We start from the raw sequence: 11510 nt of genomic DNA, 5'->3' as shown, positions 1-11510 counted from the left end.
CCTTATGCGCAATCGGTCTGCCGCGCGGCTGAAAATCGGTACGGGCAATTGCACTCGGTGGCATCCGCAACCGATCAAGGATGAACCGACCATGTCCAACCCGCGTTCGCCACGTCTTCGACTTGTCCCCGTGCTCTGCGCGGTCGGCCTGGCCTGCCTTGGCCAGCCCGGCGAGTCGGCGGCAGAGGAGGTCCGCGCCACCAGCAGCGCCGAGATCCAGCGCTTCGACATCCCGGCCGGCGAACTGGCCCAGGTACTGCTGAGCATAGTCCGCCAGAGTCGCACCCCGATCGCCTTCGACCAGCACCTGGTGGAGGGCCTGCCGGCACCGGCGATCCAGGGCTCCTACAGCGTCGAGCAGGCGCTGCAGCGGGCCTTGCAGGGCAGCGGCCTGGAATACATCCGCAGCGCCGCCGGCGTGCTCAGCCTGCAACGCGCCACGGCGCCGGATGCCGCGCTGCCGGCGGCGAAGCCCGCCGGGACCCTGGCCACGGTGGTGGTCACCGGCACCCGCAAGGCCGATGTCAAGGCCGGCGAGAGCCTGGCACCGATCGATGTGGTCAGCGCCGAGCAATTGCGCGACAGTGGCAGCGGCGACCTGCGCGACGCCCTGGTGCGCCTGCTGCCCTCGCTGTCGCGCCAGGCCCAGGCCTACAACGCTTCGGCGCTGACCAACGCGCAGTCGCTGCGCGGCCTGAGTCCCAACCACGTGCTGGTGCTGGTGAACGGCAAGCGCCGTCACGAGACCGCCAACATCAATGTCAGCGGCGGGCTGCAGAGCGGCTCCACCGGGGTCGACCTGGATACCATCCCGCTCGCCGCCATCGAGCGCATCGAGGTGCTGCGCGACGGCGCCTCGGCGCAGTACGGCTCGGACGCCATCGCCGGGGTGATCAACGTCATCCTCAAGTCGGCCGACCACGGCGGCCGGCTCGCCTACGACAACGGTCGCTACGGCGATGGCGACGGCCTGACCCAGAACGGCGGGGTGAATGGCGGCCTGCGTTTCGGCGAGAGCGGTTTCCTCAACCTCAGCGCGCAGTTCCGCGAACAGGCGCGGACCATCCGCGCCGGCATCGACCAGCGTACCGGGCACTACGGCAACCCGTCCATCGGCGACCCTTCGCTGCACCGCCAGGCGCTGGCCTACAACGCCGGCGTGGCGCTGGACGACAACGTCGAGCTGTACAGCTTCGCCACCTATACCCATCGCTCGGTGTCCTCGGCGCAGATCTACCAGTTGCCGTCCCTGGCGCCGCGACTCTATCCGAACGGCTTCACCCCGCGCATCACCAGCGACGAGGACGACTATTCGCTGACCCTCGGCGCCCGTGGCGGCGAGCTGTTCGGCGCCTGGGACTGGGACCTCAGTTCGACCTACGGTGCCGACCGCCCGGAGATCGGCATGGACCATTCGATCAACCTCGCCCTCTACGGCGAGACCGGCGATTCGCCGCGCTCCTTCGACCTGGCGCGCTACAAGGCCACCCAGTGGACCAACAATCTCGACCTGCGCCGCGACTTCGACCTCGCCTGGCTGCCGGCGCCGCTGAATTTCTCCTGGGGCCTGGAGCAGCGCCGCGAGCTCTACGAGGTCGAGGCCGGCGATCCCTGGTCCTACTACAACGGCGGTTCCAAGGCACTCCCCGGGCAGGCGCCGGCCACCGCCGGACAGTGGAGCCGCGACGTGCTCGGCGCCTATCTCGACCTGTCCATCGCCCTCGACGAGCGCTGGCAACTGGAGACGGCGGCGCGCTACGAGCACTACAGCGACTTCGGCAGCACCACCAACGGCAAGCTCGCCAGCCGCTACCGCTTCAGCCCCGAGGTATCGGCGCGGGCCAGTCTCAGCAGCGGCTTCCGCGCGCCGTCGCTGGCCCAGGAGAACTACACAAGCCTGGGCGTCTCGCCGACCATCGCCAGCGGCCTGCTGGCGGTCAACTCGCCGGCGGCCAGGCTGCTCGGCGCCGAAGACCTGGAGCCGGAAAAATCGATCAGCTACAACCTCGGCCTGGTGCTCGATCCCTTGCCGGACCTGAACCTGGCCATCGACGCCTATCGCATCGAGATCCGCGACCGCATCGTCGACGGTGCCACCTATTCCGGACAGCCGGCGATCGATGCGCTGCGCGCCGGCGGGATCAGCATCCCGGCCGGACTGACCCAGGTCAGCACCCACTACATGACCAACGGCGCCGACACCCGTACCCACGGCCTCGACCTCACCGCCAGCTACCTGACCCGGCTCGGCGAGTGGGGCCGGATCGACTGGCGCCTGGGCGCCAACGTCAATCGCACGAAGCTGGTCAGGAATCATCGCGGGCGCAACGGCCAGCCGCTGCTCAACGACCAGCAGCAGGCCTGGATCACCAGCTCCACGCCGCGCAGCCAGGTCAGCCTGCAGGCCGACTGGAGCTACCGGCGCTGGGGCCTGACCCTGCGCGAAACGCGCTACAGCAAGACGGTTTCCGAACTGGACTACTACACCGGCGAGCATGCCTATTCGACCACGGTCTTCAACCGCTTCGAGAACTCGCCCAAGTACATCACCGACGTTGCCCTGCGCTATGCGGCGAGCCGCAACCTGACCCTGAGCGCCGGGGCCAACAATCTGTTCGACGTGAAGCCCGACAAGCTGCCGGCCGAGAGCGCCTACCTCGGCTTCAACCAGTACGACACCTATGCCTCGCAGATCAGCTTCAACGGCGCCTTCTACTACCTCGGCGCGGCCTACACCTTCTAAGGAGGACGAACCATGAGCATCGAACTGCGCGGCGGCGTGCGCGCCTCCGCGGTCATCGGCGACAGTGCCTTCGCCCGCCAGGCCGCGCGTTTCCTGCCGGACACCCGCAGTCGCGCGGTGAGCGCCTTCGACATCCAGCAGAAGGCCCGCCTGGAAGAGGCGGACGGCCTCGACGGCGCGCTGTTCACCGTTTCCGCTGCCTGGCCCGACCCCTGGCTGGTCGCCGGCTGGGCTTTGGCCGCGGCGCCGCGCCTGCGCGCCACCGTCGCGCACCGACCGGGGAGCGCCCAGCCGACCGTTGCCGCGCGCGCCCTGGCCACTCTCGACGGCCTGTCCAACGGGCGCGCCGGCGTACACCTGGTGATCGGCTCCAGCGACGCCGACGTGCGCCGCGACGGCGACTTCGCCGACAAGGACGAACGCTACCGGCGCGCCGTGGAGTACCTGGAGGTTTTCACCCGCGCCCTGGAAAGCCGCGAACCCTTCGACTACCACGGCGAGTTCTACCGGCTGGAGGACGCCGGCAGCGGCTTCCTGCCGATCCAGCGGCCGCGCCCGCCGCTATCCGTTGGCGGCTCCTCGGCGCAGGCACAACGCCTGGCGGTGCGCTTCGCCGACGTCTACGCCGGCCACTTCGCCAGCCCCACGCAGACCGCGGAGCTCAAGCGCAGGCTGAACGAGGAGGCGGCGGAGCAGGGACGGCGGCTGAAGTTCTGGAAGCACTTCCAGGTGATCCTCGGCGACAGTCCGGCGGCGGCCCTGGACATCGTCGAGCACTACCGCCAGGCCGCTTTCGAACTGCTTCTGGCACGGCCCCTCGACGAACTGGCGGCATCGCCGCAGGTCGCCCGCGACGGCGAGCGCGACCGGCTCGCCCGGCTGGAGCCGGAGGCCTTGCGCGAATGGGTGGCGAATACCGTGCAGCGCAGCTTCGCCGGGGTGCTGGTGGGCAGCGTCGGCGAGGTGGCGGAACAGATCCTGGCCTTTCATCGCGCCGGCATCGAGATCGTCCAGCTCGAGGCCACCACCGAGAACGCCGAGGACATTCGCTTGCGCCGCCAACTGATCGAGCGCCTGAGGCGCGACGCATGAGCGGCGTCGCCCGCGAGGCCATGGAGGACGTCGCGCCGGCGCCTGGCGTCGGCGAGTTCGGCGTGGCCAGTTGTGGGGTGCTGCTGGCCTCGGTAGTGGGGGTGATCTTCGGCCCCACCGGGCTGGTGATCAGCAGCTTCTCGCTGTTCATCGAGCCGATCGCCGCCGACCTGGACTGGGACCGCGGCCAGTCGGCGCTGCCGGTGACCCTGCTGGGCCTGGCGGTAGCCCTGAGCAGCCCGCTGAAGGGCTGGCTGGTGGATCGCTGGGGCGCGCGCGCCCTGGTCCTGCCGCTGACCGCCGCGCTGGCCCTGTGCCTGGCCAGCCTGGCGCTGGCGCGCAGCGGCTGGCAGCTATACCTGCTGTTCGCGCTGCTCGGCCTGCTGACGCCGGGCAACATTCCCTATGCGCGGATTCTCGGCGGCTGGTTCGAGCGTCGTCGCGGCGCGGCCTACGGCATCCTCGGACTCGGCTTCGGCGTCGGCGGGCCGCTGGCGCTGTACCTGGGCAGCGCCTGCATCGACGCCTTCGGCTGGCGCGCCACCTTCCTCGTCTATGGCCTGCTCGAAGGCCTCCTGGCGCTGCCGCTGCTCTATGCGTTGTTCCGCGAGCGACCCGGCGACCTGCCGCAGGCGCGGCGCACGCCAGCCGACGCGCTGCCCGGAGCGACGCCAGGCCAGGCCTGGCGCTCGGCGGACTTCTGGCTGATCGTCGGCAACCTGATCCTCGGCGTGTTCGCCGTCACTGGCGTGATGGTGCATGGCGTGCCGCTGTTGCAGGAGCGCGGCCTGTCGCGGGAAGTCGCCACCGACGTGCTGGCGGCGCTGTGGGTCGGCATGATCGTTTCGCAACCGGCGCTGGGCTACCTGCTGGACCGCTACGACACCCCGCGCATCGCCTTGCCGTTCGCCCTGCTGGCGGCGCTCGGGCTGCTGCTCCTGCTCCTTGGCGGACCGCCGGCGCTGCTCTGGGGCGCGGTGTTCCTGATCGGCCTGGGCGCCGGCGGCGAGACCGGCACCACCCAGTACTTCGTCAGCCGCTACTTCGGCCTGCGCCATTTCAGCGTGATCTATGGCTCGATCCAGCCCTTCACCTTCGCCATCGCCATCAGCCTGGGGTCCTGGCTGCTGGGTTACTTCTACGACCGCGCGGGCTCCTACGCGGGCTCGACGCTGGTCCTGCTCGGCGCGTTCGGCGTGGCGGCAGGGCTGCTGGTCATGCTCGGGCGCTATCGCTACGCCATCGACGGGGAGGCACGCAGCCATGGGCGAGACTGAACGGAGCAGGGCGGAGGTCGGCGTCTGGCTGCTGGCCGGACTGGCCTTCGTGGTCGGCACGGTGGAGCTGGTGGTGGCCGGGGTGCTCGACGAACTGGCCGCCAGTTTCGCCGTCAGCCAGGGCCGGGCCGGATTGCTGATGAGCCTGTACGCGCTGGTCTATGCGCTGCTCGGCCCGCTGCTGGTCTACCTCAGCGCCGGTATCGAGCGCCGCCGCCTGCTGGCCGGCGCGCTGCTGGCGTTCATCGGCGCCAACCTGGCCAGCGCCGCCGCGCCGAGCTTCGCCCTGTTGCTGGCGAGCCGGCTGCTGGTGGCGGCCAGCGCCTCGGTCATCGTGGTGGTGGCGATCACCCTGGCGGTGGCCATTGTCGCGCCGGAACGGCGCGGCCGGGCGATCGGTCTGGTGTTCGCCGGCATCGTCGCCTCGCTGGTGCTGGGCGTACCGCTGGGCACCCTGATCGGCGAGTTCTGGGGCTGGCGTAGCCTGTTCCTGCTGCTCGCCGGGGTCGCGTTGCTCGGCCTGCCGCTGCTCCTGCGCCTGCTGCCGGCCATCCCCGGCGCGCCCGGCATCGCCCCGGCGGAGCAACTGCGGGCGCTGGCCCGGGGCCGGGTGCCGTTCGCCCACCTGGCATCGCTGTTGCAGATGACCGGCCAGTTCACCGTCTACACCTACATCGTGCCGTTCCTGGTCGGCAGCATGGCCCTCGACAAACCGACCATCAGCCTGGTCCTGCTGGTCTACGGGGGCGGCGGCATCCTCGGCGCGCTGCTCGGCGGACGCGCCGCCGACCGCTGGCCGGGGCCGGCCACCTTCGTCGCCTTCCTGCTCCTGCACGCACTGGCCCTGGTCCTGCTGCCGTTCGCCACCGGCGGCCTGCCGCTGCTGCTGAGCGCGGTGGTGTTCTGGTGCGTGTTCAACATGGCGCCGGGGCCGGCGATCCAGAAATACCTGGTGGAACTCAGCCCGGACACCGCGGCGATCCAGATCAGCCTCAACACCAGCGCGATCCAGCTCGGCGTGGCCCTGGGCGCCTTCATCGGCGCGATCCTGGTGGACCAGGTGGCGGTGCGCGCGCTCCCCTGGTGGGGCGCCGCGCTGATCCTCGGCGCCGCCGCCTGCGGCTGGCTGTCCGCGCAGCGGCCGGCGGGCACGGCGGACTGCCGGGAGCGCCTCGATTGATTCCCTACCGCGCGCCACGGGAACAGCCCCGGGCGCCGTTCCTCAACCTCCAGGCTCACTACCGCTATCCGTGGCGTGGCCTGCCAGCAGCGAACGCTTACCATGGATAGCCAAGGCTCCATCAAGAACACCCTGATCGCCCAGTTGTTCCAGCAGAACTACGACTGGCTGTGCAAGAAGCTGTCCTACCAGACCGGCTGTAGCCACAGCGCCGAAGACCTCGCCGCCGAGGCCTTCCTGCAGGTCTGGATGCTCCCCGACCCGGCGTCGATCCGCTCGCCGCGGGCGTTCCTCGCGACCATCGCGCAACGCCTGATGTACGAGAGCTGGCGGCGCAAGGACCTGGAGCGCGCCTACCTGCAGATCCTCGCCGAGGCGCCGGAGGCGGTGCAGCCGTCGCCTCACGAGCAGTGGATGCTGATCGAGAGCCTGCAAGCCATCGACCGCCTGCTCGACGGCCTGTCCGGGCAGGCCAGGGCAGTGTTCCTGATGAGCCAGCTGGAAGGCCTGACCTACGTGCAGATTGGCGAACGCCTCGGATTGTCCCTGGGGCGCATCCACCAGTTGATGAAGGATGCCTTGCACTGCTGCTACCGGGGATTCCAGGAATGAGCGAGAAGCCGGAACGGCAACGCATCGTCGAGGAGGCCATCGAATGGATGGTGCGCCTGCAATCCGGCGACTTCAGCGCCGCCGAGGGCGATGCCCTGGAACGCTGGAAGGCGCTGTCGAGCGAGCATGCCGAGGTGTTCCGGCAACTGCTTGGCAGCCTCGCGCCGCTACAGGACTCGCCCTGGCGCGGCCAGCCGAGCGCTACCGTGCTGCGTGCCCTGGAGCAGCCGTCGAGCCGCCGGCGCTTCGTCGGCGGCGCCCTCGGGCTGTTCGTCCTGCTCGCCGGCGGCGCCGGCCTGGAGCGCTGGGTCCAGGCCGGCATGGGTCTGCCCGGCGAACTGGCGACCGGCACCGGCGAGCGCCGCGACTGGTTGCTGGCCGACGGCAGCCGCCTGCGCCTGAACGCGCGGAGCAAGGCGCGACCGCTGCTCGACGGCGCCCAGCGACGCCTGGAGCTGCGGCGCGGCGCGATGCGCCTGGAAGTGAAGGAGGACCCGCGCGGCGCCTTCGCCCTCGACTGCGCCGCCGGACGGGTGGACTGCGCCAGCGGCAGCCTGCTGCTGGCCGAGGAGCGCGGGGCGATCCGCCTGGTGACCCTGCGCGGCAGCGCGCGGCTGACCACCGGCGAGGGACGCCAGCTGGCGGTGGCGGCACGACGTAGTCTGCTGTTCGATGCCGGCGGCCTGCTCGAACAGGGCCCGATGCAGGCCGGAGAGGATGCCTGGGCCAGCGGCTGGCTGGAGGTCCACGACCGCTCCCTGGCCTGGGTCGCGGAGGCCTTCCGGCCCTATCTGCCAGGCATCCTCCAGCTCGACGCGGAGATCGCCGGCAACCGCGTCAGCGGTCTGTTCCCGCTGGACGACATGCACACGTCCCTGGACATGCTCGGACGCAGCCTGCCGATCCGCGTGCTGCGCTACAGCGACTACTGGATCAGCCTGCGCCCCGCCTGACTCATTCGTCGAAGAACAGCAGGCAACGCAGTTCGATACTCTGCCGCGGCGGCGCATCGGCCGGGGTGCAGGGATCGTCGAAGGCGGTGTGCGCGCCGAGGCGGGCCTGCGCGTCCTCCCGCGAATCGTAGATCTTCAGCAGCAGCGCTTCCTCCGGCAGCAGGTGCGGGTAGTAGTACCAGCGGTGCTCCGGGTTGGGCTTGACCGAGTAGGTTTCGCCCACCTTGTCGCGGTACACCAGGTCACTGGCCACCAGGTCGTCGAACGCCAGGCTGCGGGCGTCCAGCAATGCCAGCGGCGCGCGCTGCGCCGGGTGGCCGAACGGACGCCACAGGTTGACGATCTGGAAGCGCCCGGCCAGGCGCCGTTCGGCGCGTTCCGCCGGCAGGTGGTCGCGGACCCGGCGCGGCGCCGAGCGCAGGGTCTGGTCGTTGTGCACGTAGCGCACCGGTTCGCGCAGGCCGCGTTCTTCGCGCCCGGCCTGGTCGACGCGCAGCGTGTGGTCGAAGATCACCGCCTCGGCGGCGCCGGTCAGGCGGCGGAGCAGGGCGATGCTTTCCGGGTAGTAGCGTTCACGAACCTGGGCTTCATCCTCGAAATCGCCCACCGCGCTCGCCTCGCGCACCAGTTGGAAACCCTCGCGCTCCAGGCTGGCCGGTTGCGCCAGCAGACGCGCATTGCGGATCGCCACCCGGGTCGGCTGCAACAGCGCGCTGCGCTGCGGCGTCCCGGCGGGGGCCGGATAGGTGTAGGCGACCGGCCGTTGGCCGTTGTCGCGGATATAGTTGACCTCGGCCTCGACCTGCTCCGGCGCGTGCGCCGGCCATGCGTGTTGCTGGCAACCCATGTGTCGTTCTCCCGTTGCCAGCGGAGATGCCTCCGCTGCCGCGCCGCCGGATGCCGCGCGTGAACGGCCAATCTAGCCGCTGGCAGGCGGCGGCGAAACGAACATCGAGCGCTGGCGTCCTGCCTTCGTGGAATAAGCCCGGAGCGGCTCAGGACATCGCGTCGAGTCGTCGCCGCTGGCGATACTGGCGCGGCGTCATGCCTTTCCAGCGCCTGAAGGCATGGATGAAGTTGGACACCTCGCCGTAGCCGAGGCGCTCGGCGATCTCCTCCAGGCGAATCGCGCCGGTGGCCAGCAGCTCTTCGGCGAGGGCCTGGCGCACCTCGTCGAGCAACAGGCGGTAGCTGCTGCCCTCGTCGTCCAGGCGGCGACGCAGGGTACGCACGGTGAGGTGCAGTTCCATGGCCAGGGTCTGCATGTCCGGCAAGTGGCCGGGCGTCCTCAGCAAGCGGTCGCGGATGCGTCCGGCCAGACCGCCGCGCACCTGGCGGCGAGCGAGCAGGGCGCGGCACTGCTCCTCGCAGGCGCGCGCCACCTCTGGATTGGCGCCGGGCAGCGGGAGGTCGAGGAAGCGCCGTTCGAAGACCACCCGGTTGTCCGCCTGGCCGAACGCCGGGCACAGGCCCAGCTCGCGCACGTAGGGCGCGGGATCGGCGGGCGGTGGGCGGCGGAAGCCGGCGCGGAGGATCGGCAGGCACTGCCCGGTGAGGTCGCGCTGGATGCGCAGCACGCCACCGGCGTCGCGTTCGAGGAGGAAAATCCGCAGGTCCTCGGGAATGCCGGCGTCGTCGAGCACCAGGTGCGCTTCATCGTCGTGTACCTCCAGGCGGATGCCATGGAAGGCGAAGGTCAGGTCGAGGTAGCGCAGGCCCAGTTGCGCGGCGCTGAGGAAGGTCGGGCTGCTGAGCAGGGCGAAGCCCCAGATGCCGTAGGCGTTGAGGTGATAGCGCAGGCCTGCCGCCAGGCCCGGCGCGCAGGCGTCGCCCAGGTGCCGGACCAGGTTGCGCACTACGCTCAGTTCCTGGGCCGCGTCGATTTCCCCGGAGGGATCGCCGAGCAGACGGATATCCAGGCCGCTACCTGCCAGGCACTGCTCCAGGCCGAGGCCGCGGTCGATGCCGAACTGGATCAGCAGGTGCGCGCTGATGGCGCTGCGGCGGGGAGACCAGGGCGGAGTGGGCATGGTGGCGTCCGAGGTTGACCGAAAATCACAACGTTATGTCCGGCCCGGCCATAACGCCAGTCGCCCCGGCGAACTAGGATGCTGCCATCCGCCGCTGGGCGGAATCGCGCCGGACGGCGTGGCAAGCAACAAACGGGAGCACAACAATGCACAACGAGTCCCGCCCTGAAGCCCCCTTGCGGGTGCTGGTGGTCGGCGCCGGCTTCGCCGGTCTCGGCTTGGCGATCCGCCTGCGACAGGCAGGCATCGACGATTATCTGGTCCTGGAAAAGGCCGCCGATGTCGGCGGTTGCTGGCGGGAAAACCGCTACCCGGGCGCCGCCTGCGACGTCCCCTCGCATCTCTATTCGTTTTCCTTCGAGCCGAAGGCCGACTGGTCGCGCAAGTTCGCCCCGCAGGCGGAAATCCTCGACTACCTGCGGCATTGCGCGGACAAGTACCGTCTGCGCGAGAAGATCCGTTTCCACTGCGAGGTGGAGGAGGCCCGTTTCGACGCCGGCAGCGGCGAATGGCAGGTGCGCTGCGCCGATGGCCAGACGCTGCGCGCACGGGCCCTGGTCTGCGCCACCGGCCAGTTGAGCCGGCCGCTGCTGCCGCGCCTGCCCGGCCTGGAGCGCTTCCAGGGTCCGGCGTTCCACTCGGCGAACTGGGACGCCGAGGTCGAGCTGGCCGGCAAGCGGGTCGCGGTGATCGGCACCGGAGCCAGCGCCATCCAGTTCGTCCCGCGGATCGCCCCGCAGGTGCAACGCCTGTCGCTGTTCCAGCGCAGCGCGCCTTACGTGATCGCCAAGCCGGACCGCACCTACGCCGACTGGGAACGCCGCCTGAAGGTGCGCTGGCCGTGGCTGCAACGCCTGGATCGGGGGCTCAAGTACCTGCACCACGAATCGCGGATGCTCGCCTTCGCGACCTTCCCGGCGCTGATGAAGGTGATGCGGCTGAGCTTCCATCGTCACCTGCACCGGCAGATCGCCGATCCGCAACTGCGCGCGCGGCTGGTTCCCGACTACCCGCTGGGTTGCAAGCGCATCCTGATCAGCAACGACTATTACCCGGCGCTGGCCAGGAGCAATGTCGAACTGGTCGACACGGGCATTCGCGAAGTCACCGAAGACGCCGTGGTCGGCCGTGACGGCCGCCGGCACGAGGTCGACGCGATCATCTTCGGTACCGGCTTCGCCGCCACCGAGTTCCTCGCCCCGATGCGCATCCTCGGCCTCGACGGACGCGACCTGCGGCAGGCCTGGGCGGATGGCGCGGAAGCCTACAAGGGCATCAGCGTCAGCGGCTTCCCCAACCTGTTCATCCTTTACGGGCCGAACACCAACCTCGGCCACAACTCCATCGTCTACATGCTGGAAAGCCAGTTCCCCTACGTGCTCGGCTGCCTGCGCCAGCTCCAGGAGCAGGGCTTGCGCTACCTCGACGTGAAGCCCGAGGTCCAGCGGCGCTTCAACCTGGAGGTGCAACAGGGGTTGCGCCATACCGTCTGGGAGCGTGGCTGCGACAGCTGGTACAAGACTGCCGCCGGCAAGAACACCAACAACTGGCCGGGCTACACCTTCGTCTATCGCTGGCGTACGCGCCGGCCGGAGCTTGCCGACTATGACCTGGCCCGCTGAA

At 70.0% G+C, this 11510-nt stretch carries 9 protein-coding genes; 7 read left to right on the top strand and 2 right to left on the bottom strand.

The window, feature by feature from the left end; all coding sequences use genetic code 11:
• Positions 1 to 91: 91 nt before the first annotated feature.
• The 6 genes from ACTJJX_RS12480 to ACTJJX_RS12455 all read left to right on the top strand — a co-directional run bounded on the left by ACTJJX_RS12480 (position 92) and on the right by ACTJJX_RS12455 (position 7857).
• The gene (locus tag ACTJJX_RS12480; protein WP_003118516.1) at positions 92 to 2743 is read left to right on the top strand and encodes a TonB-dependent receptor; all 2652 of its coding nucleotides are present in this window, start codon (positions 92 to 94) and stop codon (positions 2741 to 2743) included.
• A gap of 12 nt (positions 2744 to 2755) precedes the next feature.
• Positions 2756 to 3835 carry an LLM class flavin-dependent oxidoreductase gene (locus tag ACTJJX_RS12475; protein ID WP_003118515.1) on the top strand — a complete coding sequence of 360 codons (1080 nt, stop codon included), beginning with the start codon at positions 2756 to 2758 and terminating at the stop codon, positions 3833 to 3835.
• Positions 3832 to 5112: an MFS transporter gene (locus ACTJJX_RS12470; RefSeq protein ID WP_003118514.1), complete on the top strand. Its 1281-nt coding sequence runs from the start codon at positions 3832 to 3834 to the stop codon at positions 5110 to 5112. Before ACTJJX_RS12475 ends, ACTJJX_RS12470 begins: the two co-directional genes overlap by 4 nt.
• Positions 5099 to 6292: an MFS transporter gene (locus tag ACTJJX_RS12465; RefSeq protein WP_003118513.1), complete on the top strand. Its 1194-nt coding sequence runs from the start codon at positions 5099 to 5101 to the stop codon at positions 6290 to 6292. Before ACTJJX_RS12470 ends, ACTJJX_RS12465 begins: the two co-directional genes overlap by 14 nt.
• Positions 6293 to 6394: 102 nt before the next feature.
• Entirely contained in the window at positions 6395 to 6904 is a 510-nt protein-coding gene (locus ACTJJX_RS12460) for a sigma-70 family RNA polymerase sigma factor (RefSeq protein WP_003107976.1), read from the top strand.
• Complete coding sequence (locus tag ACTJJX_RS12455; RefSeq protein WP_003118512.1) at positions 6901 to 7857, top strand: FecR family protein; 957 nt, start codon at positions 6901 to 6903, stop codon at positions 7855 to 7857. Before ACTJJX_RS12460 ends, ACTJJX_RS12455 begins: the two co-directional genes overlap by 4 nt.
• A 1-nt stretch (position 7858) precedes the next feature.
• Here the strand turns inward: ACTJJX_RS12455 and ACTJJX_RS12450 are convergent, their stop codons facing one another.
• Both ACTJJX_RS12450 and ACTJJX_RS12445 read right to left on the bottom strand, forming a co-directional pair.
• The gene (locus tag ACTJJX_RS12450) at positions 7859 to 8704 is read right to left on the bottom strand and encodes a CmcJ/NvfI family oxidoreductase (RefSeq protein WP_003107935.1); all 846 of its coding nucleotides are present in this window, start codon (positions 8702 to 8704) and stop codon (positions 7859 to 7861) included.
• Positions 8705 to 8852: 148 nt separating this feature from the next.
• Positions 8853 to 9887 (bottom strand): AraC family transcriptional regulator, encoded by a 1035-nt coding sequence (locus tag ACTJJX_RS12445; RefSeq protein WP_016851682.1) that lies wholly within the window; start codon positions 9885 to 9887, stop codon positions 8853 to 8855.
• A gap of 146 nt (positions 9888 to 10033) precedes the next feature.
• Here ACTJJX_RS12445 and ACTJJX_RS12440 point away from each other — a divergent pair, with 146 nt between their 5' ends.
• The gene (locus ACTJJX_RS12440) at positions 10034 to 11509 is read left to right on the top strand and encodes a flavin-containing monooxygenase (RefSeq protein ID WP_016851681.1); all 1476 of its coding nucleotides are present in this window, start codon (positions 10034 to 10036) and stop codon (positions 11507 to 11509) included.
• Position 11510 lies beyond the last annotated feature (1 nt).

This window comes from Pseudomonas sp. 22490 (assembly GCF_052044465.1).
Classification (GTDB): domain Bacteria; phylum Pseudomonadota; class Gammaproteobacteria; order Pseudomonadales; family Pseudomonadaceae; genus Pseudomonas; species Pseudomonas aeruginosa.
This window is presented reverse-complemented; position numbering and strand designations above follow the sequence as displayed.

Bases quoted from the DNA above. Each gene is read 5' to 3' on its own strand.
- ACTJJX_RS12470 (WP_003118514.1), top strand. From the start codon at position 3,832: ATGAGCGGCGTCGCCCGCGAGGCCATGGAGGACGTCGCGCCGGCGCCT.
- ACTJJX_RS12475 (WP_003118515.1), top strand. From the start codon at position 2,756: ATGAGCATCGAACTGCGCGGCGGCGTGCGCGCCTCCGCGGTCATCGGC.
- ACTJJX_RS12455 (WP_003118512.1), top strand. From the start codon at position 6,901: ATGAGCGAGAAGCCGGAACGGCAACGCATCGTCGAGGAGGCCATCGAA.
- ACTJJX_RS12445 (WP_016851682.1), bottom strand. From the start codon at position 9,887: ATGCCCACTCCGCCCTGGTCTCCCCGCCGCAGCGCCATCAGCGCGCAC.
- ACTJJX_RS12460 (WP_003107976.1), top strand. From the start codon at position 6,395: ATGGATAGCCAAGGCTCCATCAAGAACACCCTGATCGCCCAGTTGTTC.
- ACTJJX_RS12480 (WP_003118516.1), top strand. From the start codon at position 92: ATGTCCAACCCGCGTTCGCCACGTCTTCGACTTGTCCCCGTGCTCTGC.
- ACTJJX_RS12465 (WP_003118513.1), top strand. From the start codon at position 5,099: ATGGGCGAGACTGAACGGAGCAGGGCGGAGGTCGGCGTCTGGCTGCTG.
- ACTJJX_RS12450 (WP_003107935.1), bottom strand. From the start codon at position 8,704: ATGGGTTGCCAGCAACACGCATGGCCGGCGCACGCGCCGGAGCAGGTC.
- ACTJJX_RS12440 (WP_016851681.1), top strand. From the start codon at position 10,034: ATGCACAACGAGTCCCGCCCTGAAGCCCCCTTGCGGGTGCTGGTGGTC.